Raw genomic sequence first — 22,841 nt, 5'->3', positions numbered from 1 at the left:
TGGGTCGCGCTCCCGCCAGCACCGAGGCACCATGATCTCCCTCCGAACGATTCTTCGCGGCGTCCTGACGCGCTTCCTCCCCGCGTTCATCCTGGCCACCGCGATCATGTATGGCCTCGCCAGCCTCGCCGACCGGATCAGTGTCGGCCTGCTCGGCCTCGTGACCCTGTACGCCCTGATGACGCTCGGCTACACCGCGGCGCTGGTCGCGCTGCGCTACCGCCTGCGGGCCGATGCGGACGTGGCGGGGCGCCGGAGTGTGGTGGCAGGACTGCTGGCACCGGCCGCGTACCTGGGCGGGTTGGTGTTGATCGCCCCGCACGGCGTACTCGCATACAATGCCGCGTGCGTGGCGATCGGGGCGGTTCTGGCCGTCGGGATGTTCTTCCCGTGGCTCAAGGGGCCGGCGGTCCCGGCGCTGACCGACCAGGAGGCGCAGCATCTGCTCGAGGAGAGTCGAGTGGACTTCGCGGACCTCGATCGGTCGCGTGCGTCGGCCTGGTCTGACTCGGCTGGGGCCACCCCACGGCCTGAGTAGGGTTACCCGGGCGGGGGTTGGTGCCACGCCCGTCGCAGCCTCGTGGTAGCTTGGAAGGGACCCTCCCTCTGGAGCATCTCGTGACGCACTCGGAGATCCGCCATCTGCTCGCAGGCTTCATGGTCGTGTCGTCGCTGTTCGTGCTGGGCAGTGCGGCCCGGGCGTACGGTGCGCGGAGGGCGTGGCGAGGCACTGCGCTGATGGGTGGCGGGGTCCTGCTGATGGGGCTGGTGGGGATCGCGACCGAGTCGCGCGACGAGCTCGGCGGGACGCTGACGTTCGTGGCGGGGATGATCGTGGTGGCGGGGAGTCTGACGGAGCGGCATGAAAGGAAGATGGGAGTGGGGTGATGAGCTCGGTCAGGCGCCCAAGCATCCTTGTTGCCTTCACGGCCTGCCTCGCCGCCGCACCGGTTTGTGCGCAGGAGGTGGCGCCGCTTCGTGGCGCGCCCGAGGTGCTGCCAACCATCGCGCTGCCGAGCGAGCTCGACCGCGTGCTGCGCGACTACGAGCGCGCCTGGCGGGCGGGAGATGTCTCGGCCCTGGTCGCGCTCTTCACCAGCGACGGCTTCGTGATGCAGCCGGGGCGCCCGCCGGCCCGCAGCCACGCCGCGCTGGCCGCCGTCTACCGCGGACAGGGCGGCGGCTTGTTGAGGCTGCGTCCGCTGGCGTATGCCACTGCCGATTCCGTCGGCTACATCATCGGGGCCTACGGCTACGGCGATGATCCGGCCGATCAGGGGAAGTTCACGCTGACGCTGCGCCGCAACAGCGCGGGGCGCTGGCTCATCGCCTCGGATATGGACAACGGCAGTCGGCCGACAGGGCGTCCATCATCTCCGCCGGCTCCACCCGCCAATATCCGCTAACGCGCCGACCTGGAAGGGCGGTTTGGCCCCACTAGTGTTTTTCCTAGTGGCCCCACTGAAACTCCTACCCCATCTTCCCTCGTCCTTCCGATCTACACCGCCAGCGCCCCCTCATACGACCGCCAGGAGCCACCGTAATGTCCGACCGCCATCGGATTTCCCTTGCTGATGCCATCGCCATGGTCCAGCAAGCTCGCAAGACTGCCCCCACCATGGTCAACGGCTGGAATATTGACGCCGCAATCATCCGGGAGATCCTCTCCCAGCCGGGGGCAGCAGGGCGCCGGGCCTACATGGCGTCGACGGCCGAGGGCGTGGCAACGCTCGTCTATCTCGCGGTCGACAAGGACGGCAAGGACATGACCGATGGCGTGATCGCGGAATACGCCTTTCCGTGTCCTCCAGATTGTGACGCTTCTAGCCCATTTAGCGCGGCGTGACCGCCCGCGCTCTGATGCACAACGTGTCCCTGGCGGCTGTTGGAGTTTCTATCCTGGCATTGCTGCTCGGGCTGATTGGCTACAAGACTCGGCCTGCGGGGCTTCGGGTGCTTTGGGGATGGCTGGTGTTCGGCTTGGCAGTGAATATTGTCATGTGGGCAATGGGGCGTCAGGGTGTAAAGACTGCCATGGTCGTGCAACTGACCTTCCCCTTCTTTGCCGCCCTCGGGCTGTGGGCGATCGGGACACTCAGCGGGTCGGCATCGGTGCGCCGCTGGTGTTCCGGGGCTACCGTAGGGTACGTGCTCTTCTGGGGGTGGCGATTCCTGCATGATGAGGCCGCCAGCGATTTCAGCCTCTACACTGGTCCGGTGCTCTGGATCATCTTGACGGTGTCGGCCGCCGCATTGATCCGCGCCCGCTTGGCGGAAACGCCGTCGTAGGCTTACCCGTCAAGGATACAGTCCCAAGCTAGACTCTCAGGCCGCTTCCGATCTCGGCAAAAAGGTCCGCGGCGGCACTCGGCCGAGACTGCGATGGGGCCGCGCGGTGTTGTAGAGCTCCAGCCAGTCCTCGGTCACCTGCCGCACCTCCGCCAGCGACGTGAAGACCCAGGCATCGAGGACTTCGTGGCGGTACGTCTTGTTGAAGCGTTCGATGAAAGCGTTCTGGTTCGGCTTGCCCGGCTGGATGTGATGGAGCACGACGCCATGCTGCTCACACCACCGCACGAGGGCCTGCGCGATAAACTCCGGCCCGTTGTCGCACCGCAGCATCTTCGGCGCGCCGTGCATCGCCACCAGCTGTTCCAGCACCTGCACCACGCGCACGCTCGGCAGTGACGTGCTGATCTCGATGGCCAGCGCCTCCCGATTGCCTTCGTCCAGCACATTCAGCGTGCGGTAGCAGCGTCCGTCGTAGAGCGTGTCGCCCATGAAGTCGAGCGCCCAGGTCCGGTTCAGCACCGCCGGGGCCTCCAGCGCCAAGCGCGGCCGCGTCAGCACCCGCTTCTTCCCCCGGCGCGGCAGATTCAGCCGGAGCGCGCAGTACACGCGATGTACGCGCTTCCAGTTCCAGCCGTGGCCTTGGGCGCGCAGCGTGTCGAAGCAGAGCCAGAAGCCCCATTTGCTCTGCGCGGTGACGAGCGCCGTGAGCGCGTCGATGATCGGCGTGTCGGCGGCCGAGCGATCCTGGGCTGGGCGATACCACGCCGTCCGCGAGCATCCAGCGATCCGACAGGCCCGCACGACCGACAGGGTGTGCTCCTGCACCAGCATCGCCGCGACGACCCGTCGCGCGGACGGCCCTACAGTTTTCGGTTGAGCACATCCTTGATCGCGGCGTTCTCGAGGGCCAGCTCCGCGTACATCCGCTTCAGCCGGGCGTTCTCCTGCTCGAGCTCCTTCAGACGGCGCAGCTCCGGCACCGAGGTCCCGCCGTACTTCGACTTCCAGGCGAAATAGGTCGGGCGGCTGATACCATGCTTCCGCAGCAGCTCGGCCACCGGCATCCCGGCCTCGGCTTCCTGCAACACGGCAACGATCTGGGCCTCGGAGAACTTCGACTTCCTCATATCCCCTCCTTCGGGCGAGAAAGTCTAACTTACTGTGTATCCGCTGAGGGTAAGCCTACGCGCGGAGTCTAACAACTATTGGATGACCTATTGTTACGTGTCCCAGCGCGCACCAAGTCTGGCTCTGGTTGTGAAGCGGTGGGAGACCCTATACCTGTTCTCACGCAATCTGGCCACCGCCTTCTTCCTGTCATTCCAGTTCGTCGTCCTTTGGATGTTTGCTCATGCCTCGGTGCCCCGGACAGGTCCGAGCACCGCCACGTGGCTGTGGGTCGCCGCCGGTCTGTATGGGCTATCCGTGCTCTTTCTGATCCACTTCTACTACCTCTACGTCTCATACTTCAGCAAGTTGCTCTTCCGCTCGTTTGTCTTTCTTGCGGAAGAACAACACCCGTTGGGACGGCCGCACGCAATGCGGTCGCGAGCAGGGCGTGGCGCTCCATAGGCGATAGAGGAATGCCGGCGCCCTGGTGGCACTCGCCCGCCAGGAACCAAGGTGGTGGCACAGGCGGTGCGCGAGTCAGCGCGTTTGATCGGACTGAAAGTGTACGGCCCATTGGCATCGTAATGTGGAGTGGGGGGGAGAAGTCGTGGACACTCACGGACTCAACAGCGTCGGGGCCTTAGTGGGCGGTGCCCCCGCCTAGCGGTGAGGTGCTGGGTAGTAATGACGAGCGGGGTCGTGGCTGTCCCCACGTGGAAGTTGCTGATTGTGAGAAGCCTGTTGCTCGGTACTTCATGACACTCGAAGAGGGCCTCCGGCCAGGCAAATCGGAAGTGACGTTGCAGATGGGCATTGTCGCGGGGCGGGTGCGCAGTGACGGGGCGCACATTCCTTCCAAGGAGAGTCGCATGCGCTTGAAGTCGCTTCGCATTCAGAATTTTCGTTCGTGCCGAGATGTCCAGGTCGATTTCGACAGCTACACTTGCCTCGTCGGTGCAAACGGAGCAGGCAAGTCGACGGTTCTCGCTGCCCTGAACGTTCTGTTCCGCCATGCCGCCGGCACCCCGACGCCTGTTGTTGCGTTAGCAGAAGAGGACTTCACGCTCCGTGACACGTCAAGACCGGTTGAGATTACCGCAACCTTTGCCGATTTGACCTCAGACGAGCGTGAGGATTTCAAGGCCTACTTTCGACAGGACCGACTGATAATCAAGGCCGTCGCCCACTGGGATGAAGGAAGTCGACGGGCGGATGTCAAACAGTTCGGCGCGCGACTTGTTATGCGCGAGTTTGCCCCGTGGTTCCGGAGCAAGGAAGCAGGGGAGAAGGTGTCCGACCTAAAGGTTATCTACGCGGACCTTCGCAAGGTGCACGTCGGGCTGGCTGCTGCGGCGACACGAGATGCGATGGAGGAGGCACTGCGGTCTTTTGAGGAGGCGAACGCTGCACTGTGCAGCTTGGTTGATAGCGAGGATCAATTCTACGGCTGGAGTAAAGGAGAGAATCGGCTGCGCAAGTACTTGCAGTGGGTCTTCGTTCCTGCTGTCAAGGAAGCGGTGTCAGAACAATCAGAGGCAAAGAACACTGCTCTAGGCGAGCTTCTGCAGCGGACGATCCGGGCGACAGTTGACTTTGATGGACCGCTTGAGACTCTCAAGGCAGCAACCGAGGTAGAGTATGCTAAGATCGTCACAGCGCAGCAGTCGGCGCTGCGTGACGTCTCCCTGGCCCTGGAAGCACGTCTGAAGCGGTGGGCTCATCCTGATGCTCGACTCAATATTGAGTGGCAGGCCGATCCCGAGAAGGCGGTAGCACTGACCGGCCCATCAGCAAGGGCCTCAATCGGCGAGGGTGGCTTCGTTGGTGAGGTGTCGAGACTCGGGCATGGTCTTCAGCGTTCATTCATCGTGGCACTCTTACAGGAGCTGTCTACCGGTGAACCGAAAGCCGCACCTGCCCTCCTGCTTGGATTCGAGGAGCCGGAGCTGTACCAACATCCACCGCAGGCTCGTCATCTCGCCTCGACGCTGCAAGAACTGGCGGAAGGAAACGCTCAAGTCATCGTCGCGACGCACAGTCCCTTTTTCGCATCGGGTCGGCATTTCGAGAGTGTCCGCGTATTGCGTAAGTCGGCAATCCTCGTCGATGAGACCACGTGCACGCAGGTGTCAATGCGGAAGGTGGCGGACTCGCTGGCCGACGCTCTTGGGACCAGGCCAGAGGAGCCATCGGCACTCTTGGCCGCTATTGAGCAAATTCTTCAGCCGTCGCAGCGGGAGCTTCTATTCTGCGGACTACCTGTGCTGGTGGAAGGAGAGGAGGACGTGGCTCTAATTGCGGCGCAGCTACGCCTCAGTGACCGATGGGACGAGTTTCGCCGTCTAGGGGGGCACTTCGTACTGGCGCTGGGCAAGACCAACCTGAGCCGCCCATTGGCCATCTGCAACGAACTAGAGATCCCCGCCTACGTTGTGTTCGATGGAGATGGCCCCCATGCGGATGATGACGAGAAGTCCCGCGAGAACAAGCGCCGGAACGAGCGTGACAACAAATGCTTGATGCGCCTTGCTGAACTGCCCGAGGCTGACCCACTTTCTGAGCAAGTCGTTAGAAGCTTCCGGCTGACGATGTGGCCGACAACGCTATCCAGGACAGTGCAGGAAGACATGGGCCTAGAACTGTGGAGGAAGTCCTCGGAGCGTGTGCGAGATGCACTTGGTCTGCACGGCGTGTCGGGAAAGAACGGGCTACTGTTGGCTGCCGTTTACGAGGACGCCTGGAACAACGGTGCTCGCTCGCCAGCCCTCGCCCAGGTGTGCGAGGACATCCTAGCGCGTGGAAGCAGCAAACTTGCAGCGCCAGTGTCCCCAAGCTGACGACATCGGGGTCGTGGGCCGTGCGGCTGTGGAGGTGCCGAGGTCATCAGCGCGCTAGCGACCCGTTTGTCAGGGTGTTGATACTTCACGCATGAAACCGAGGCCATCAATGGCAGTTCTGCCCTACGTGACAGCACCAGGCAACGTCGAAAGGGCTCTCAAAGGAATAAGGGCGGCCGCGACGCCCGATTCCGTCAGCCAGGACTTCGTTAAAACGATCCTAGGCATCAAGGGTGGATCTGGAAACCAGATGACTGCGTATCTCAAAAAGATCGGGTTGGCGACAGCCGACGGAACCCCGACTGATGTGTACAAGAAATTGCGTAACAGCGCTACCGAGGGCTGGGCGGCAGCCCAGGCGCTCAAGATTGGTTATGGGCCGCTGTTCACTCGAAATGAATACATGTACAAACTCAGCGATGAGGAGCTGAAGGGCCTAATTATCGAGGAGACGGGTGCAGGGGAAGATTCGAGCTCAGTCCCCCTAGCGCTCGCGTGCATCAAACACCTCAAGAAACTAGCCAAGTGGGATGCCACAGCAGCCGAGAGCGGGGTGAGTCAGGCGGAAACAGTCGAACGTCCCACTGCTGTACGGGGGGCCCAAGTGTCACTCGCTGGGTTCGGTCTGAACTTGGGCTACAACATCAATCTCAATCTTCCCGCTACATCTGATCCCGCTGTCTTCAATGCAATTTTTCGAGCACTCAAGGAGCACCTCTTGAGAAGTACAGATGCATAGCTGCGATGACTACTTGAGGTCGTTTGGAATGTCTGGACTGCTGATCAGCGACGAGCTCAGGCAGATTGAGCATTCATTCGCGGTGAACCTTGGGCACTTGCCGCCAACCGACCCTGCGAGCAGCGTAGCATTCTATCCCCAATTCGAGCAAAGTGTGCGGCAGGAAGCGGCAGATATGTCGGATCACTATGAGGTCTTTTACTGCCTTGAGCAGGCGATCCGCAAGTTGATCACGGAGACCCTAGAGGAAGCGGAAGGAGTCGAGTGGTGGGCCGGTGCACGCGTCCCCACAGACATCAAGGAAAGCGTTGTTGGCTTGGTGAAGAAGGAGAAGGACAACGGTATCACGCAGCGTTCTGAGCGTATGATTGACTATACCACGTTCGGGCAGTTATCTGTCGTTATCACCTCCAACTGGACACTTTTTGAGCCGATTCTGAAGAGTAAACGTGGAGTGGAGCGAGTCATGGCGAGTCTGAATCTTCTGAGAGGGCCGATTGCTCACTGCTGTCCGATGCAGGAGGATGAGGTTGATAGGCTTCGCTTGGCCGTGAAAGATTGGTTTCGAATGATTGGGTGAAAGCGCCAAAGTGCGACGATGGCCGACGTCGGGCGTCGGGGACACAAGGTGTGGGTTCAAGTGCAGCGGCATGGAGTCGCAACATGCAAGGAGCACCTGCGCGTCCGGTTCGAGGCGCACCCCCTACCCCCCAAACCTCCCCGCCACCTCCCTGACCTCCCCCAGCATCGACAGCGTCTCCAGGTGCCGCCCGACCAGCCTCCGGTCCGCCCCGGCGAACGCTGCCGCAGCCTCCGCCTCGGTCAGCGGGGCCCGCCCCACCAGCGCCTGCAGCGCCGCCAACTGCTCCACCGCCGTGCCGGGCCAGGGCACCAATTCCGCCGGAGCAACCTCCTCAGCCACCTCGGATGTAGGCAGATCCAGCTCCGCCACATGGTCCGGTGCGAACCGCGGGATCTGATACTCCGGCCTGAGCCAGCGGATCACCCCGCGCTGCTCCTCGGCCACGCGCTCGTCGTGCAGCGCCACCAGCCGCTCGAGGATTTCCTCCTTCTCCATCGGCCAGGGCCAGCCATACGCCTCGGCCACCAGCGCGTCCAGCTCGTCGTGCATGTCCCGCAGGATGCCGCAGGCAGCGACCTCGTGAATGGCGCGCTCTTTCGTCGTCAGCGCCTCGCCCGAACGGAGCTTCTCGACCACGTTGTACATCCCCGTCATCGTCACCCGCTCGTCGCGCGCAATCGCGTCCTTAAGGTGCTGGGCGAGTTTGTCGGCGAGGGCACGGATGCGCTCCCAGTGCACTAACGTGGGGTCGGGGAAGGGGAGGGGAACGAACCTCAGCGTCTCGAGATACTGAGGCCGGCCTCGAGGCCACCAGCGGATACCGACAGGTGTTCTCCCCTCACACCTCCCTCCTCACCACCCACCTCCGCCAGCGCGGTGGGAGACAGCCCATCCGTCGTTGGCCTTCATGACACGGGGTCTCACCGCATGGTCAGCGTGTCCAGAGTACCCCCGCGGAGCACCACCGTGATCATTCGGTGCAGCATCGCGCTGTCCGGTGCGCCGGGGAGGCGCCACCCATTCAGGAGGATTGTTGGAGTGCCGGATCCCCCGATCGCGCGCGCAGCCGCCGAATCGGCATCGATGGCGGCAACGTTGCCCGGCAAGTTGACGCACGCCGCGAACTTGGGCGAGTCAGGCACTCCGGCCCGTGCCGCCAGGTCTTCGAACCTGAGCAACCCGAGCGAGTCTTGCCCTTGAAACGCCGCATAGTGAAATGGCTCAAATTGGCCTTGCGCCGCGGCGCACTCTGCTGCTCTGGCAGCCGGGTAGGAGAACCGGTGGTAGGCCAGGGGCCAATGCCGATACACAACAGCCACCTCATTCGGGAAGCTCGGCAGCACCGTTCGCAAGGCGTTCAGCGTGAAAACCCTGCAGACGGGACATTCGAAATCGGAGAACTCCACGATAGTCACTTTGGGCGCACTCGCACCGAACCGGTGCCCGACCTCGGCGTACTGCTTCCATTCCGGAACGAAGACCGGCTTCGCGGAGGCGGGGGTCGGGGCGCGCGGAGGGAAATACAACCGCCACGTCACGGCCACCGCACACAGCACCGAAAGACCGGCGAGTGCATTTACGAAGATGGAGCCCCGCTTCTTGTCCTCAGCCATCGATGCTACCTCCAGTTGATGGAACTCTGCCTTGTGAGTTTTCCCGGGATGCCATGATCCACGACCCGATCATCACGCTCGTGCCCTGAAATTCTTTGAGGTACGCTCGGTGCCTCACGCGTCAGTGCCCGAATGCACTCGGTGAGTCGCAACGGTCAGGGCACTCGGTACCGGACCACGCTTTCACTCCCGTCTGCATCCGCCTCAACACCGATGATCCCGGTCTCATTCGCCGATATCCCCCTGAATGCACGAGGCAGTGACAGTGCACGGATCCCGGGCCTCCCGCGTGAGACGAGAAGCCAACGGCTCGTCGCGTCATCACCCCAAGGCTGAAGCCACAGGTCGCCGGTGATCCCGATGATGACGGTCCGAACACAGGGAAAGGCCTTGGGGACCTCCAGAATCTTTCGCATGGCATCTGCGATCTGGGGCGTTGGTGCGCGGCCGAGATACGCAGCGCGCGCGCTGTCGGCGACTCTCGCGGGAATAGGGATTGCAGGCATGGTGACCCGCCGCACGCTTCCCCGACCGGTTTCAGGCTCCAACGCGGTCAATTGCACTGCGCACTGCCCGGCCCCTTCGGCCATACCTCGGGCAAGGACCGGTGCATGCCCGTCCTCCTGGATGATCGGTCGCTCGTTCATGCAGAATGGTTGGGAAACCTGGAATTCCCCGCCGGCGGTCGTTGTTGTTGCCACGCACTGGTCAGGTGCGCTCCAGCCGATCATCCGCTTCACCTGACCATCGGCCCCCACTCGAAGAATTGGACGCCCTCCGCCGGGGACGGTCCCTGCCCACTGCGGAATCGACGCCCCCCGTCGGATCGAGACGCGCACAAACGATTCGCCGTCCTGGCTGCGGCCCAGGAGCTCCGGCAACACAAAGAGTGATGGGTCCGGAGTACCCGGCGGCGGGAGGAGAGGGAACGGGGCCTTCCGGACACCCAGAAACTTTCCGTTAGAGGTGAACGAGGAAATGCGCTGCAGCGTTGGATCGAGCACCCACAGTGTGTCGGCATTCCAGCCACGTGGCCCGAGGGTTCGAAATTCCCCGGGACCCTCCCCGCTCCGGCCGACCGTGGTCACCCGGCCACCGGCCGCGTCAATGAAGCGCATGGCCCTTTCCGCACCCGATGCGACCACAAGCGCGCCCTTCGGCCCGGCACTGATCCAGGTGACCGCATCCAGTACGGTGGACGAACCGTCGATCACGATTTCTCGTTTCGCCGCGATGGCCGTCGCGGTGCTGGCCGAGTACGACTGTTGGGCCCCGAGTGGCGATGCACTGAAGATGCCAACGAATACCAGTATGCGAGACCACTTCATATTAGGCGCTCTCAGAAAAGGTCGATCAAGACATGGCGTTCAACCAGCTCCACTCCGTCGGGCCGGGTCACCCGGAGTGCCATCCGGTACTTCCCTTTGCCAAGGCGGGAGAAATCCAGCGTCCGCGTAAGTTCCGCGAAGGGTGTATCCAGCGATTGCCCGAACTTCACCTGCAGCATCGGGGGTGCCTTCTCCGCCTCGGCATCACGCATTTCGAGCTCGATGCGGACCTCCCGCACCGTGCTGTCGCGCCACATCTGCAGGTACAGCTCGATCGGCACCTTGCGGTCGAAGCGGAGCGAGGAGGAAAGCCACACGGTTCGGCTGCCAAGCGTCCACGACGGACCACTGCCCTCGACGCCGAGCACGGGGTCGGAAATTCCAAAGGGAGCAGCAAGCGGTGCTGACTCTCCGCGCAAGGTCACGAAGTGGTCGTCCCAGCTCATAGCATGCACTCGCCAGACAAGTGGACCACCAGGGTCCGCGAGTGCCAACACGTGCTTCACGCCGCTGTCGCTCTTCACCCGCATCGTGCCACTGGACCATTGATTGGTGGCTGCATTCCAGATGCTCACTTCCGCGGTCATCGCCGGGAGAGTGTCACCGGCCGCCGCCTTCCCGGGTTCCGCGGTCAGGGGGACCAGGAGCAACGGAGCCTTCGAGTGTGGATCAACGACTCGGAAGAGCGTCGAGGATGCTGAGAGTGCGTCAAGCTCGAGGCGAGATTGCCCGAGGAAGTAGCATCTGATGGCGCCGACAATGAGGGGGCAGACGTTGAAGGCACCCCGTGAGGGGACCAAGGTCAGGAAGTGCCGGGCAACGCGATGGCCATAGTTACCGGTCAGGGAATCCAAGGCCTGGTTCCGCCGTCGAACCCATCCGAGAAGTGCCGAGTCCGGCACCGTGAACAGGTCGTGCACCTCGGCCGGCGACATCCGCTGCCATGACTGCATATGCTGCACCAATTCGAATTGGCCGACGTTCCTGCCGAACAGGTGCCACCCCAACTCTGCCCGTGTGGCCGAATCGTGGGCGGTCGTGACCGCCAATTCGAACAGGTTTTCCCCGAGCGGGACCTGCTTGGCACGAAACGCAATCCATGCCAGTCGGAGGAAGTGCCATGTCGAGTCATGGCCCGCCGCGAGGGCGCGGTACGCGCACGCTTCTGCGGTCGATCGATCGGCACGATGCAGACTGACCGCAACGCACCCCCGCAAGAAGTATGGGTTCGTGACGGAATCCCGGACGCCCACCGCGATCGGGGCCGCGAACTTGTCGGGGCGGATGATGGCATCGGGGCTGGATTGTTGAACCTGGCCATCCGCTGGCAGCGTTTCGAGCGCCAGGATACCCAGCAGTCGAGCGGTGGCGTTGTGGTCACCCGGCGTCGCCGCGGCCTGCTCCAGTGCGGCACTGGCCCCGCCCGCCCAGGACGTCCCCGTGGGCATGAGGAGCCCTCCCTGCGCCCGAGCACCGGCGGCGAACAGCAACCCGCGCACGCACGCCAGCGCATACCAGGCCTCAGCAGTCTTCAGGGCGGAGGCGGAGTCCGCACGGCGGCGCTCGAGGGTCACCAACTGCGCCTTCGTCGCCACGCCAGGCACGCCGCAGAGCTGGACAATCCGCTGCCGACCGATGGGCTCATCATCGATGCGGCGGAAATTGCCGTGGCGGTCGACCACCGGCAGCGACTGCGCGTGTGCGCTTCGCACGGCCCCGCAGCCAGAGAGGACCGCGAGGACGACCCCAAGGCACTGCACGCGGCCCCACGACGTCACGCTTGTACGGTGCAATATCGCTCGGCGACTGCACGGCGTCATGGGACTCTTTAGCATCGGGAGTACCTGCATGTCGGGGGGGGGGCCGGGAGGCGCCCAACGCAAGGCGAGCCGTAGAGCGTCCCTCCCGGCCGGTCAGGAGGCCAACCCTAACCTAGCTCCAGTAGCAAAGCGCACCGATGCCAATGCTGTTGCAATTCGCCAACGTGCTGCACGAGGAGAACTGGAGATTCGCTGTGCAGCCGGCTTGCGCATTGCCTGCAGCTGTGCAGAGAGCGGCCGGACCGAAGTCGACCCCACAGCTGCCGGTCTCCGGGCAAGCACTCGAGGGGCAGTTACCGCCCCCGGTCTCCGCGCGAAGCGCACCAGCCCGCGCACCGGCCACGGTAATGATCGTGCACAACGCAATGATCACCTTCGGGTTCACTCGCATGACCCCTCCAAACGATGAATGGGAATACCGTCGTCCGTGAGCCGGTAATGTGCGTCGGGACTGATAAATGGTCCACTGGGAAAATCCCTAGTCGGATCACTAGCACCGCACCGGTCTACAGAACTCTGAGGTTTCCTTTCTCTGAGGTCCAGGCCGGGCCAAATGATATCAGTGATCCTGCTGTGACGACCGCCTCCAACGCGACAGCACACTCGGACGTGGCGCCTTTCTGCAAGGTGCAGTGCCGACGAATCGCGTTGTGGTCATCCCGACACGCTTCGATGAGGCCCCTTGCCTTCGCGACCTAGGTAAACCGCTGCAATCTCACAGAATTATTCCGTATTCACCCGTTGAAGCGCTCGACGAAGTAGTCGTTTGCCGGACGGCCCCGCGTGATGTAGTCGCGCCGGACGCAGCACGCCGCGCGCGTCGACGTCCTGCTTCCTGACCTCTCCGAACCGCGGCGAGCCCGAGCCGTTTGAGGCGAAATTGAAGTTCCAGTCCGTGGCATGAGGCCGCTCCCTCCACTAAACCCCTCCCGCCCCCGCGCCATCTCAGGAAGACCACCCCCTTCTTCCCGGAGCCCCCATGCGCCGCGAATCGCTCGCCCTCGGCCTCACCGTCCTCAACCTCCTCCTCCTCGGCGGCATCCTCCTAGGCCGCGTCGATCCGGTCGCCGCGCGCCAGGGCTCGTCGGGCGTCCTCCGCGCCGGCGGCCTCGAGATCGTCGATGCCCAGCAACGCGTCCGCGCCTCTCTCACCGTGCAGCCCGCGGCCACCGTCGCCGGCGTCCGCTATCCCGAGACGGTACTGCTCCGCCTCATCGATCCCACGAGCGGCCCGGTCGTGAAGCTCACCGCCGCCGCCAACGGCACCGCCCTCGCCCTCTCCGATGACAAGGACGGCGGGCTGCAGCTCTTTGCCCGTGACACCGGGAGCTTCGTCCGGGTGACGGGGCCGAGCGGGAGGAGTCAGACGATCAGGCCGTAGGGTAGGCCGCGGCCGAATGGGCACGCGTGAATCGGCCACTAGGTGCGGTCCTCCGGTCCGCCGTCCAATGGGGATGCGCCCATAATCGGCATCATGCAGCCCCGGGTGGTCCACCGGGCGCGGCGACGCCGGAGCTCCGATGTGGCCACGAATCGTTCGCCTTGCCAAAACCTAAGCGTTGGGTTAACGTCCCCTATGCCGACGGTCCTCAAGACGGACGGCTTCATCCTCCGGGTCCACGGACCGCCGCGTGAGCATCCACCGCCGCATGTCCATGTCGAACGCGGTCATGATGAGCTCGTCGTCATTCGGCTCGGGACGGCGACGTCACCCCCGGCCGTCTGGGCGGTGTACCGAATGCGGAATGCCGATGTGCTTCGGGCGTTCCGCTTGGTCGAAACCCACCATGCGCTGATCGACGCGGCGTGGAGGAAGCTGCATGGCTAGAACTCAAGTGTCAGACGCCGACATCCTCGCGCAGATCCCTGCGGCGCGGCGGCGAGCGCGTGCCGGACAGCCCGTCGCGGCAGAGGCGCGCTTCGACCGCGCCGGGCGGTGCCTCCGGATCGGGCTCACGAACGGCACCGTGCTGTCGGTGCCCATTGATCTCGTACCACCGCTCCGGCACGCGACCGACCGGGAGTTGGCCGGCGTGACGGTCGGCGTCGCCGGGGTGAGCCTTCGCTGGGAGCGCCTCGACGAGGACCTGGGTCTCTCCGCGCTGGCGCATCTGGCCCTCGGTCGCGGCCTCCTGCTGCGCGCCTCCGGCGCAGCCGGCGGTGCCGCGCGAACCACCGCCAAGGCCCAAGCCTCCCGCGCCAATGGCGCACTCGGCGGGCGCCCACGCAAGGCCGACGTCCCTCGGTAGAACACCGCGCAGCCTGGGGCGGACTGGCGACTCGACTCGACCGGCTCCGTGGTATGGTTGAAGCACCTCTTCCCGGACACGTGCAGCCTATGCGTCCATCGATTTCGCCGTGCACCCGAATCGCAGCTCTGGTCATCCTCCTCGCCACGCTCTTCGTTCGACCTGCCTCAGCGCAACAGCGCTGGCGCCTGGTCGAGGACCTGCGGATCGGCGGTGCAGATACCGGCGCCGCTTCATTCAACGACATTCGGGCCCTGGCCGTGGACGGCAAGGGACAGATCTTCGTACTCGACTTGCAGGCGCTGGAAATTCGCGTCTTCGATCCGCGCGGACGATTCGTGCAGCGGATTGGCCGGAACGGCGAAGGGCCTGGAGAATTTCGGAGCCCGAACGGGATGCTCGTCGCGCCGGACGGCAAGATCTGGGTCAATGACATCGGCCAGGAACGGATGGTGGTGTTCGACACCCGCGGCAAACCCGCGACGCACCTGCGACCTTCGAGCTGGGGTTCGGTGGGATTTGGGAAGCCACCTTCGACCCGCATGGTCGGCTCCTCGAGACGCTTCGCTCGAGCAGAGGGAGCGTGGTCGGTCGCTTCGATCCGAAGACGGCGCGCGTCGATTCGCTGCGCATGCCTGACTGCCTCCTCATGGCCGACGCCCGCGATTGGATGTCGAGCTATCGCACGCCGACGGGCGGCGGTGGAACCTTCGTCGTCCCCCTTCGCGCCGAGCACCCTATTCCAACTCGATGGTGCGGGTGCGATCTGGTGTGGTTCCGGATCGGAGTATCACATCATGGCGATCGAACTCGGCACCGGCGCGATCCGATTCGATCAGACGCGCAAGGAAGCGCCGGCGCCGATCCCCGCGGCGGCACGCGACTCCGCGATCGCGTTCATCCGGAAGCTGGCCGAGCGCGCACCGCCAGGCACGATCGATGTCAGTCGGATTCCGCGCACCTATCCGACGGTGCGTGCGCTCGATCTGGACGACGAGGGGCGCGTCTGGGCTTGGGTGCGACGTCCAGGGAAGGCGGAGATCGACGTGTGGAGCAGGACGGGGACTCGCCTCGCCACGATGGCAGCGCCGCCCGTTCCCGACGTCGGTCGGTTCGTGGTCGTGCGCGGCGGGAAGCTCTACGCAGTGGAGCGGGATACGGATGGGGTGCCGTTCGTGGTGCGGTATGCGCTGGTGAAGCGGTAGCGAGTTGGGGGTGCTCAAGGGTTGTCATCGCGGGCGGAGCGAGAAACTTCCCCCCTACCGCCGCTCGCGCACATCCAGTCGCACGATGCTCTGTACGTCCATCTCGTCGGTCGCGAGCCCCCAGATGGCAGTGCCACGAACGGCGAGTGGGCGGAACGTCGGCGGGAAGCGCACCGGCCCGAGGTGCTGCCCCTTCTCGCTGAAGACTTCCCACACCGATGAGCTGCCCTGCATCGCCTCCATCGTCAGCGCGGCGCCGCCCGCGCGCATCTCCGGAATCGTCCGGAAGCGCTGCACCATGATCGTGCCGAACGGTCCCGGCCGCATCGCGCTGAAAGCCGGATAGAACTCGGCGAAGGAGATGTTGCCGAGGATCGTCTCGATCATCGAGGCCGGCGCGGGGCCACCCGAGGCGAACTGCTTCCCGAAATACTCTCGAACCGCGGTCCGCGCGGCGCTCTGGTCATCCGCCGTGACCGGCAGCTGCGGCGAGACGAGCGAGACGTCGCGGATGACGGCGCCGGCATCGCCATGCTCTCGATAGCCAAAGCGCACGGGATCGCCCGTCACGATGCGCCCCGTCGGCAGGACCATCCACGTCGGCTCGGCCCGGAACAGCGTGGTCTTCATTCTGGAAAGACCGCCACGCATGTCGATGACGCTGCCGCCGGGGAGCGCAACGACCGTGTCGTGCGGTGGCGTGAGCCGCACGATGTAGCTGATGGCAGCCGGCGTACTGTCGCCGTCCCGCGCCATCGGCTTCAGTTGGACGAGAACGACGCCATCGGGGGTGATGCTCCACTCGACCGGTGAGCCGGCAGGAAGATCGATCGGCTGATCGGCGAGGTGGGTGCCGCTGCTGTCGTAGGAGTGCAGCCGGTCATTGGCAGGGTCCACCACGAAGATCGTCCCGTTGCCGGCCGCGAGCAGGTAACACCATCCCTCCGCCGATCTCACCCGGCCCTTCCCCTGGCCCGGCGAAGGTGCGCAGCAGCGCGCCAGCCGGTGAGAACTTCAGGACCACGCGACGATCGGCGTCCATGCTGTAGATGTTGCCCGCGGGGTCGAGCACGAGGCCGGACAACCGGCCGAAGCGCAACTCGCCCGCGCCGCTGTCGCCGCTAATGCGGAGGCCCTCGACCAGCGTCCACGGCCCGGAATCACTGGCCTCCCGCGCCGGATTGCGGACGAGCGTAACGCCGGCACTGTCGGACGTGCCTGCGGCGTCACGAGACGCCTTGCCGCAGGCGGTCAGGCATGCCGCGAGCAGGAGGGTCGACCGAATCGGGATGTGAAGGGGCATGGGGGAGGATCGCGCTGAAATGGCGGGAGGGGAAGGGGTGGCGGGGGAGGCCCACTCAGGCCCCCCGCTTCGACGACCTTCGCTTCGCCGCCACTTTCTTCGAGGCGTCGCCCGCTGCCGCCGCGCGGGGGCGTTTCGCGTGTACCGGCTTTTCGACGGTGTGGACAGGCAGCCCGCGAAAGACAATGCGCGGGTTCGCTGCGCCGAGCTCGAGCAGTCGGAGTGCTGCGCCCTCGGGGCGTCGTCGATCGGACTCCCAGGCCTGCACGAGCTTGGTGCTCACATTCAGGAAGTGCGCGAAGACGGCCTGCGATGCGTTCACCCTCTCGCGCAGCATCCGGACCTCCTCGGGTCCCATCGCTTGCGGCGGTCTCGGAAGCGTCGTCGTCCGGAGCTCCCGCTTCCCCTGCGCATGTTCGAGTGCCTGGTGGGTCGACTCCAGCAACGCAGCAAAGTGATCGGCCTTCATCGTCCTCGTCCTCATGAAATGATCGAGCCACGGACCGGCTGCTGCGGGACTGGGCGCTACCGGCGTCGGAACTCCCATTCAGTGCGAATTGCCTCCACGACACGTCTCAGCTGCTTCTTCTGGACAGCGCTCAATGTGATGAGCTCATCCTTGCCATAAACGAAGAGGAGGTAAATGAGCGCACTGTGGGGCAGGTACAGATAGTGAACCCTCGCACCGCCGCGCTTCCCCTTTCCTCGTCCCGCATCCGGGATGCGCACTTTTCGCAGGCCACCCGTGCCGGGGTCCAGATCGCCCTGCGTCGGGTTGGCCATGAGCGCCGCCTGGAGTCCGCGCAGCCCGGCCTCGAGCCCCAGTTCCTGGACGCGTTTCGTGAACAGCACCGTTTCGACGAAGGTCAGGCGCATGGCGGACACGATTCGGATGGGTGCCCGACAACTATACTACACTGTAGTGTACTACGGTGTGGGGGTCAAGCGGGCCGGGGCGGCGGTTTGGGCCTGGCACAACGGGGGAAGATCTGCGGCGAGCGTCGACTGCGTGGGAGCGGGATTCCGCGGGACGGTGCCAGATACTTCGGGTGCGGCGTGAGGGATCAGCGGCCGTCCCACGTCGTCCCGTACACCCGCACCTCCACCCCCCTCGCCCCAGCCGCCACACCGAGCAGGTAGTCGCGCCCGATGTCGAGGACGGTGACGCCTGCCGGCACCGTGGTCGTGCCGAGGTGGCGGCCGTCCGGAGAGAATAGGTCCCAGGTGGCGTCCTCGTCGTCAGTGGCCCACTGCCGGGCCCAGAGACGCCCCGCCGCGTCACGCTGCAGTGCCGTCCAGCCCCCCTTTCGTGCGGGCCAGGGGAGCCAGTCGAGTCCGGCCGCGTATTCCGCGCGCAGATCCGCCGGGATCGTGGCCAGTCGCGCCGCCTTGAAGCGCGCAATCTCCGCGGGAGTCACCACCTGAAGTGGCCGCGCCAGCTGGATCACCCGCCGCAGCGCGCCATCCTGGCCGTGCTCCTCGATGCGGTACGCGGCGCCATCACTGTACAGATAGCCGTCGTCGACCGCGACGAGTTGGCCACTCCGACCGAATGGCAGCGGTGCGTTCATCCCACTCCGCGCACCACGGTAGAGCACGCGCTCCATGCGAAGCACCGTATCGACCGCGGTGATCGACCCGCTTCGACCAACAACGACCACCGGCGCCGAATCTGCCTCGACATGACTCACTCGGCCGTCACGATACGGGTCACGTACCTCGCCGAGCAGCGAACCATCCCGGAACATCCCATGCAGCAGCAACGCCGGACGACCGCTGCTCCCATTCGGGCGGGTGATGTCGCGCAATGCGCGCACACCGCTGCTGCCACGCTGCCGCCCCGTCCGGTCGAGGATCCGTGCCTGCCTCGCTGCGCCATCCCAGACCAACAAGGAATCGGCGCCGGCGCGGAGCATCCCGTAGATGGATGTCCAGTCGCCGACCGCACTCCGCGCGTTCCCCGCGCCGACGCGCCACAGTTTGCGCGCCGCTGCATCCGCGATCCAGATCGTGCCGTCCGACATCCGCAGGGCACCGACCACGTCTACGTCGGCCCCGACCGTGATGACGCGTGACGCCTGGCGCGACACCACCACAGGTGTCGTCGCGACCGGAACAGTGCGGACCATTGTCACGCCGGCACTGTCGCGCACCGGCGACTGCGCCCACATCAGTGAAGGCACCAGCATGATGCAGAGACAGTGCGCGAGGAACATCAATGCGGGCGACTCGTGCTCAGTGCTACCGCCCGCGGGAGGCGGTATCGAATGATGCTGTCACTCTCCGCCGATCCGGTGTAGAGCAGCGTGTCGCCGCTGACCGCCACGACCGAGGCGGGATGATCGAGCTGCAGCACGCCGAGCAGCGTGCCGTCCCAGGCGAAGCGATGCACTTGACGCGCGGCGATGGTGTGACCGTCATCAGTGTGGCCGGCGAAGAGTGCGTAGACGGCGGTCGACGTGGCGGTGCAGCCGGCGTAGTAGCGCCACGGGGTGCGCAGCGTCCACTTGCCTTCCTTGCCGCGGCCGAAGTCGCCGTTCGACGGGAAGGGGACCGCCGCGAGTTGGTGACTCCCTGCGGTGTCGTGCAGTTCGACGCGCCCGGCCGCCACGTAGGAGATTGCGAAGCGCCCGCCGGCTGGGTCGGCGCAGACGGTGATCCCGGTGGCGGCGTTGCGACGCGCTTCGATGCCGACGCTGTCGGGGCCAAGCAGCGGGACGGTGTGCATCGCGTGGAGGACGCCGACCGTGTCGACGAGCATCACGCGGTTGGTGTCGAAGTCGCCGACCTGCGCGATCCTCGTGGGGCCGACCCATCCACCCCAGAACGCGATCTGCGGGTACTCGAGCCGCAGCGTCGTCACCCTCGGGATGCTGTCGTGTGTGACGCGTGTCATGCGAAACTGTCGCTCGTCGTAGCCCCAGACGCCGCCACTGTCGCCTGGGCGGAGCGAGAGTTGGGGGAAGCCGCCGAAGTCGCCCGGCCCCTCGCCTTTCCGTCCGAAGGTGGCCACTTCGACCTGTCGCGTAGTATGCACCAGATGGAGGAATGGCTCTCCCCGCGCGGTCGCTGACCCAGAGCCACTCTCCCTCGGCGAGCATGTCGCGCGGGGTGCCGAGCGTCGGGAGCCCGATGAACGGCTCGCCGGTCAGCATGACCGGATTGAGCGCAGCGGTCGAGAATCCCTGGAGTCCCTCGGGCGTGGTCTCGGTGGCGGGCCCGTCGCCGGCCGAGGTGCACGCGGCGGCGAGCAGGAGGATCACGATCCAGCGGCGCATGGCGGCTCGGGTGCAGGGGGAGACGGAGAATCGCTCCGGATGCGGAAGGGGGGAAGGGGTGGCGGGGCCCCTCCCCCACTTGGCGCCTCACGCTCCACCGTCTCGATATAGCTTCAACGGGTCCCTCACCGCCGAGCTCCGCATGCGATCCGCCGTGACCCCGCTGTTCGTCGTGTTGCTCTTGGGTGGTGCGTCGCCGATGGCCGCTCAGAAGCTGCTCCGGCCTGGTGACCCCCCGCTGGTGTGGCGCACTCCGGCCGAGTGCGCCGGCGTGACCGCGCCGCCCAACGCCACCAAAGACACCCCAGGCTATACGCCCGCCAGACCCTTTGCGGTGATCCCGTCACTCGACTCCCCTCGCGCCCTTCGCGGCAAGGTGGTCGAGGTCCGCATGTTGATCGGAAGCCTCGGCACACTCGACAGCGTCGAGGTTGGCGGCCTCACCGACGAGAAATTCAAGGCGCGGTATATCAAGAGCCTCAGGGATGTTGCGCCGAAGAGCAACCTCCGCCCCGCGTACTATCAAGGGTGCGCCGTGGCGACGTGGTGGTCGTACAGCATGAGGATGGGAGAGGGCTGAGGGGCGAGCTTCATGCGCCGGCGCGTGGGGGGCCATCCCGACGCTGCAGATCAAGGAGATTCTCGGATGAAGCTTGCCGCCGTCGCTGCGGTGTCGGTCATGCTCTGCACGCCCGCTTCGACGCAGCCAATTCTGCCTGTCAACGAGCCAGCTGCGCGGATTGCAGTTGTCCTCGCTGATGGGCGACTCCAGTTGTACTCCGGCATGGCCGACAGCCTCACGCGGGAGTGGACGATTGCGCCATTCATGCTGAGCGGGCCTGAGCCGCAACTGGAACAGTCGCCCGATGGTCGCACCCTCGTCCTGCTGGCCAAGCCTCGGTTCATGGAGCCAGGACAGAGCCGCCTGGTCAGTGTCGATCTTCGAACGATGCGCCTGACGTCGCGGGTGCTCACCGGGGCATTCGCCAACTCAGGGGCATTTGCGTTGCACCCACAAACCGGCGCGCTGTTTCTCGTCGGCTATGACGCCGTCGGAGTGTGGGTTGCCGAATTCGACGCGAAACAGCTGGCCCCCAAGCGGCGGTGGATCGCACTTCCGGTCAACACTGGCGTCGATTCGTCATCTCGCATCATGGCCTCCCTGGGACCCCGCTGGCGAGCCTACGGCGCGACGATTGACCCTGCGACACAGACCATGATCGTGAGCTTTCACGGGGGTGTTGACGGGGCGGAGCTCATTCGCCTGGATGGCAATCCGACGGTGCGGTGTCCGGCGGCCACACCCACCAGCTCCTGCATCGGGCAGCATGGTGACGTCGTATCGCGGCCGAGCGGCTTGTTCACGGCTACTGGCAGCCAGATCGTGCGGTTCTTCGGTCGCGATTCGACCAGGCGCGAGATCGACACCGGCTTGCCGGGCAATCACCTCATGCAATTCATGGTCGATCGCGATGACGCGGCTGTCCTTGCGGTCGGCTCCTGCTTCTTCGGCCGCGGATTCAGCATGACGGCCGTATCCAGTTCGGCGACCGATCCACCGCTGCTCCGGCTGCCTCAGGTGTGCGGCGAGTCGATCAGCGCTGACTTGGACGAGCGGTGGATCGTGGTCACACGGCTGAGGGGGTCGATGACCTTGAGCCGCGGTCCGGGCAGTCTTCGCTTCGTCTCGCTCCCAAGTGGCGAGACAATTCGTGAGCGCGAGGTGCCGGGGCCGCCGATCGATGTGCTGGTGCTGAGGCCCTACGGCAGATAGTGCAGGTGCGCAGTGACCGGTAACCTGGCGCGGGGTGCGGGGTGCGGGGTGCGGGGTGCGGGGTGCGGGGGGGCGGCGAGGTACGAGGGGGCCGTCAGAGGAGGATCGCCGCGCGCGCAGCGCGCGTCGCGAGCCGACGGTTGACGGCTTCCCCTCGACCGAGCTCAGCCCCCCTGAGCCCCGCACCCCATTCCCGCACGCCGGCTGCGCCGGCGCCCCGCCATCGCCCTCCTCGATATACCTTCAACGGGTCTCCCACCGCCGAGCCCCGCATGCGATCTCCTGTCGTCCCGCTGCTCGTCGTATTGCTCCTCGGGGGTGCGTCGCCTCTCGTGGCCCAGGCGATGATCCAGGTCTCGCCCAATCCCAAACCGACCCGTACTCCGACCGAGTGTGTCGGCGTGACTGTGCCACCAGACGCGTCGAGCAGCACGCCCGACTTTCACCCTGCCGGGTTGCTGATCGTCCTCCCACCGAGAGACCCATCGCACGCGCTGCTCGGCAAGACCGTCGACGTGCGCCTGCTGATCGGCACCCGAGGCAAACTCGACAGCGTGCAGGTGAGCGGAATCGCGGACGAACAGTTCCGCAAGCGGTACGTCCGGCAGATCTGGGATGATGTCCTGGGGCGGAAGCTCTTCCCCGCCATCTATCAGGGCTGCGCGGTGGGGACGTGGGTGTCGTATACCGTTCGCGTGGAGAAGGACTGA

General features: G+C 65.2%; 25 protein-coding genes and 1 pseudogene. 15 read left to right on the top strand and 11 right to left on the bottom strand.

Annotated features, from left to right (window positions below; genetic code table 11):
- Positions 1–31 precede the first annotated feature (31 nt).
- From IPG05_07445 to IPG05_07425, 5 genes are all read left to right on the top strand, one after another.
- Entirely contained in the window at positions 32–538 is a 507-nt protein-coding gene (locus IPG05_07445) for a hypothetical protein (GenBank protein MBK6494923.1), read from the top strand.
- An 80-nt stretch (positions 539–618) separates the two neighbouring features.
- A complete protein-coding gene (locus IPG05_07440) occupies positions 619–888 on the top strand; it encodes a hypothetical protein (GenBank protein MBK6494922.1) in 270 nt (89 codons plus the stop codon).
- Positions 888–1,406, top strand: a complete 519-nt coding sequence (locus tag IPG05_07435) for a DUF4440 domain-containing protein (protein MBK6494921.1) — start codon at positions 888–890, stop codon at positions 1,404–1,406. Before IPG05_07440 ends, IPG05_07435 begins: the two co-directional genes overlap by 1 nt.
- A gap of 137 nt (positions 1,407–1,543) precedes the next feature.
- On the top strand, positions 1,544–1,846 hold the full coding sequence (locus tag IPG05_07430) for a hypothetical protein (GenBank protein MBK6494920.1): 303 nt from the start codon (positions 1,544–1,546) through the stop codon (positions 1,844–1,846).
- Positions 1,843–2,289: a hypothetical protein gene (locus IPG05_07425; protein ID MBK6494919.1), complete on the top strand. Its 447-nt coding sequence runs from the start codon at positions 1,843–1,845 to the stop codon at positions 2,287–2,289. Before IPG05_07430 ends, IPG05_07425 begins: the two co-directional genes overlap by 4 nt.
- A 36-nt stretch (positions 2,290–2,325) precedes the next feature.
- Here the strand turns inward: IPG05_07425 and IPG05_07420 are convergent.
- Positions 2,326–3,419 (bottom strand): annotated as a pseudogene (locus IPG05_07420) (IS3 family transposase).
- A gap of 738 nt (positions 3,420–4,157) precedes the next feature.
- Here IPG05_07420 and IPG05_07415 point away from each other — a divergent pair.
- The 3 genes from IPG05_07415 to IPG05_07405 all read left to right on the top strand — a co-directional run bounded on the left by IPG05_07415 (position 4,158) and on the right by IPG05_07405 (position 7,558).
- A complete protein-coding gene (locus IPG05_07415; GenBank protein ID MBK6494918.1) occupies positions 4,158–6,239 on the top strand; it encodes an AAA family ATPase in 2,082 nt (693 codons plus the stop codon).
- A 109-nt stretch (positions 6,240–6,348) separates the two neighbouring features.
- The gene (locus IPG05_07410) at positions 6,349–6,978 is read left to right on the top strand and encodes a DUF5343 domain-containing protein (protein ID MBK6494917.1); all 630 of its coding nucleotides are present in this window, start codon (positions 6,349–6,351) and stop codon (positions 6,976–6,978) included.
- Positions 6,979–7,006: 28 nt separating this feature from the next.
- Positions 7,007–7,558 carry a hypothetical protein gene (locus IPG05_07405; protein ID MBK6494916.1) on the top strand — a complete coding sequence of 184 codons (552 nt, stop codon included), beginning with the start codon at positions 7,007–7,009 and terminating at the stop codon, positions 7,556–7,558.
- A 123-nt stretch (positions 7,559–7,681) separates the two neighbouring features.
- On the opposite strand, the gene IPG05_07400 is transcribed toward IPG05_07405, so the two are convergent.
- The 4 genes from IPG05_07400 to IPG05_07385 all read right to left on the bottom strand — a co-directional run bounded on the left by IPG05_07400 (position 7,682) and on the right by IPG05_07385 (position 12,280).
- On the bottom strand, positions 7,682–8,299 hold the full coding sequence (locus tag IPG05_07400) for a hypothetical protein (GenBank protein ID MBK6494915.1): 618 nt from the start codon (positions 8,297–8,299) through the stop codon (positions 7,682–7,684).
- A 182-nt stretch (positions 8,300–8,481) separates the two neighbouring features.
- Positions 8,482–9,174: a thioredoxin domain-containing protein gene (locus IPG05_07395; protein MBK6494914.1), complete on the bottom strand. Its 693-nt coding sequence runs from the start codon at positions 9,172–9,174 to the stop codon at positions 8,482–8,484.
- A gap of 155 nt (positions 9,175–9,329) precedes the next feature.
- Entirely contained in the window at positions 9,330–10,502 is a 1,173-nt protein-coding gene (locus IPG05_07390) for a hypothetical protein (GenBank protein MBK6494913.1), read from the bottom strand.
- 11 nt (positions 10,503–10,513) lie between these two features.
- The gene (locus tag IPG05_07385) at positions 10,514–12,280 is read right to left on the bottom strand and encodes a hypothetical protein (GenBank protein MBK6494912.1); all 1,767 of its coding nucleotides are present in this window, start codon (positions 12,278–12,280) and stop codon (positions 10,514–10,516) included.
- Positions 12,281–13,301: 1,021 nt separating this feature from the next.
- Between IPG05_07385 and IPG05_07380 the strand changes: the two genes are divergently transcribed.
- The 4 genes from IPG05_07380 to IPG05_07365 all read left to right on the top strand — a co-directional run bounded on the left by IPG05_07380 (position 13,302) and on the right by IPG05_07365 (position 15,776).
- On the top strand, positions 13,302–13,703 hold the full coding sequence (locus IPG05_07380) for a hypothetical protein (protein ID MBK6494911.1): 402 nt from the start codon (positions 13,302–13,304) through the stop codon (positions 13,701–13,703).
- A 195-nt stretch (positions 13,704–13,898) separates the two neighbouring features.
- Complete coding sequence (locus tag IPG05_07375) at positions 13,899–14,150, top strand: DUF4160 domain-containing protein (GenBank protein MBK6494910.1); 252 nt, start codon at positions 13,899–13,901, stop codon at positions 14,148–14,150.
- The gene (locus IPG05_07370; GenBank protein ID MBK6494909.1) at positions 14,143–14,571 is read left to right on the top strand and encodes a DUF2442 domain-containing protein; all 429 of its coding nucleotides are present in this window, start codon (positions 14,143–14,145) and stop codon (positions 14,569–14,571) included. The genes IPG05_07375 and IPG05_07370 overlap by 8 nt, the downstream gene beginning before the upstream one ends.
- Before the next feature lie 89 nt (positions 14,572–14,660).
- Positions 14,661–15,776 (top strand): 6-bladed beta-propeller, encoded by a 1,116-nt coding sequence (locus tag IPG05_07365; GenBank protein ID MBK6494908.1) that lies wholly within the window; start codon positions 14,661–14,663, stop codon positions 15,774–15,776.
- Between the two features lie 54 nt (positions 15,777–15,830).
- On the opposite strand, the gene IPG05_07360 is transcribed toward IPG05_07365, so the two are convergent.
- The 6 genes from IPG05_07360 to IPG05_07335 form a co-directional block, all read right to left on the bottom strand.
- The gene (locus IPG05_07360; GenBank protein MBK6494907.1) at positions 15,831–16,733 is read right to left on the bottom strand and encodes a hypothetical protein; all 903 of its coding nucleotides are present in this window, start codon (positions 16,731–16,733) and stop codon (positions 15,831–15,833) included.
- Positions 16,657–17,079 carry a hypothetical protein gene (locus IPG05_07355; protein MBK6494906.1) on the bottom strand — a complete coding sequence of 141 codons (423 nt, stop codon included), beginning with the start codon at positions 17,077–17,079 and terminating at the stop codon, positions 16,657–16,659. The genes IPG05_07360 and IPG05_07355 overlap by 77 nt, the downstream gene beginning before the upstream one ends.
- Before the next feature lie 55 nt (positions 17,080–17,134).
- On the bottom strand, positions 17,135–17,548 hold the full coding sequence (locus IPG05_07350; GenBank protein MBK6494905.1) for a hypothetical protein: 414 nt from the start codon (positions 17,546–17,548) through the stop codon (positions 17,135–17,137).
- A 56-nt stretch (positions 17,549–17,604) separates the two neighbouring features.
- Complete coding sequence (locus IPG05_07345; protein ID MBK6494904.1) at positions 17,605–17,955, bottom strand: type II toxin-antitoxin system RelE/ParE family toxin; 351 nt, start codon at positions 17,953–17,955, stop codon at positions 17,605–17,607.
- A gap of 188 nt (positions 17,956–18,143) precedes the next feature.
- Complete coding sequence (locus IPG05_07340) at positions 18,144–19,295, bottom strand: hypothetical protein (protein ID MBK6494903.1); 1,152 nt, start codon at positions 19,293–19,295, stop codon at positions 18,144–18,146.
- Positions 19,295–20,116, bottom strand: coding sequence for a hypothetical protein (locus tag IPG05_07335; protein MBK6494902.1), 822 nt, complete (start codon positions 20,114–20,116; stop codon positions 19,295–19,297). Before IPG05_07335 ends, IPG05_07340 begins: the two co-directional genes overlap by 1 nt.
- A 383-nt stretch (positions 20,117–20,499) precedes the next feature.
- On the opposite strand from IPG05_07335, the gene IPG05_07330 reads away from it, so the two are divergent.
- The 3 genes from IPG05_07330 to IPG05_07320 all read left to right on the top strand — a co-directional run bounded on the left by IPG05_07330 (position 20,500) and on the right by IPG05_07320 (position 22,841).
- Positions 20,500–20,937, top strand: coding sequence for a hypothetical protein (locus IPG05_07330; GenBank protein MBK6494901.1), 438 nt, complete (start codon positions 20,500–20,502; stop codon positions 20,935–20,937).
- A gap of 66 nt (positions 20,938–21,003) precedes the next feature.
- Positions 21,004–22,131, top strand: coding sequence for a hypothetical protein (locus IPG05_07325; GenBank protein ID MBK6494900.1), 1,128 nt, complete (start codon positions 21,004–21,006; stop codon positions 22,129–22,131).
- Between the two features lie 272 nt (positions 22,132–22,403).
- Entirely contained in the window at positions 22,404–22,841 is a 438-nt protein-coding gene (locus IPG05_07320; GenBank protein MBK6494899.1) for a hypothetical protein, read from the top strand.

It is taken from the genome of Gemmatimonadota bacterium (genome assembly GCA_016704275.1).
In the GTDB taxonomy this organism is placed as follows: Bacteria; Gemmatimonadota; Gemmatimonadetes; order Gemmatimonadales; family GWC2-71-9; genus Palsa-1233.
The sequence above is the reverse complement of the archived record's forward strand: the minus strand, read 5'-3'. Positions and strand labels throughout refer to the sequence as shown.

Bases quoted from the DNA above. Each gene is read 5' to 3' on its own strand.
- IPG05_07445 (MBK6494923.1), top strand. From the start codon at position 32: ATGATCTCCCTCCGAACGATTCTTCGCGGCGTCCTGACGCGCTTCCTC.
- IPG05_07435 (MBK6494921.1), top strand. From the start codon at position 888: ATGAGCTCGGTCAGGCGCCCAAGCATCCTTGTTGCCTTCACGGCCTGC.
- IPG05_07430 (MBK6494920.1), top strand. From the start codon at position 1,544: ATGTCCGACCGCCATCGGATTTCCCTTGCTGATGCCATCGCCATGGTC.
- IPG05_07415 (MBK6494918.1), top strand. From the start codon at position 4,158: ATGACACTCGAAGAGGGCCTCCGGCCAGGCAAATCGGAAGTGACGTTG.
- IPG05_07410 (MBK6494917.1), top strand. From the start codon at position 6,349: ATGGCAGTTCTGCCCTACGTGACAGCACCAGGCAACGTCGAAAGGGCT.
- IPG05_07405 (MBK6494916.1), top strand. From the start codon at position 7,007: ATGTCTGGACTGCTGATCAGCGACGAGCTCAGGCAGATTGAGCATTCA.
- IPG05_07395 (MBK6494914.1), bottom strand. From the start codon at position 9,174: ATGGCTGAGGACAAGAAGCGGGGCTCCATCTTCGTAAATGCACTCGCC.
- IPG05_07390 (MBK6494913.1), bottom strand. From the start codon at position 10,502: ATGAAGTGGTCTCGCATACTGGTATTCGTTGGCATCTTCAGTGCATCG.
- IPG05_07380 (MBK6494911.1), top strand. From the start codon at position 13,302: ATGCGCCGCGAATCGCTCGCCCTCGGCCTCACCGTCCTCAACCTCCTC.
- IPG05_07375 (MBK6494910.1), top strand. From the start codon at position 13,899: ATGCCGACGGTCCTCAAGACGGACGGCTTCATCCTCCGGGTCCACGGA.
- IPG05_07370 (MBK6494909.1), top strand. From the start codon at position 14,143: ATGGCTAGAACTCAAGTGTCAGACGCCGACATCCTCGCGCAGATCCCT.
- IPG05_07365 (MBK6494908.1), top strand. From the start codon at position 14,661: ATGCGTCCATCGATTTCGCCGTGCACCCGAATCGCAGCTCTGGTCATC.
- IPG05_07355 (MBK6494906.1), bottom strand. From the start codon at position 17,079: ATGCCCCTTCACATCCCGATTCGGTCGACCCTCCTGCTCGCGGCATGC.
- IPG05_07350 (MBK6494905.1), bottom strand. From the start codon at position 17,548: ATGAAGGCCGATCACTTTGCTGCGTTGCTGGAGTCGACCCACCAGGCA.
- IPG05_07345 (MBK6494904.1), bottom strand. From the start codon at position 17,955: ATGCGCCTGACCTTCGTCGAAACGGTGCTGTTCACGAAACGCGTCCAG.
- IPG05_07340 (MBK6494903.1), bottom strand. From the start codon at position 19,295: ATGTTCCTCGCGCACTGTCTCTGCATCATGCTGGTGCCTTCACTGATG.
- IPG05_07330 (MBK6494901.1), top strand. From the start codon at position 20,500: ATGCGATCCGCCGTGACCCCGCTGTTCGTCGTGTTGCTCTTGGGTGGT.
- IPG05_07325 (MBK6494900.1), top strand. From the start codon at position 21,004: ATGAAGCTTGCCGCCGTCGCTGCGGTGTCGGTCATGCTCTGCACGCCC.
- IPG05_07320 (MBK6494899.1), top strand. From the start codon at position 22,404: ATGCGATCTCCTGTCGTCCCGCTGCTCGTCGTATTGCTCCTCGGGGGT.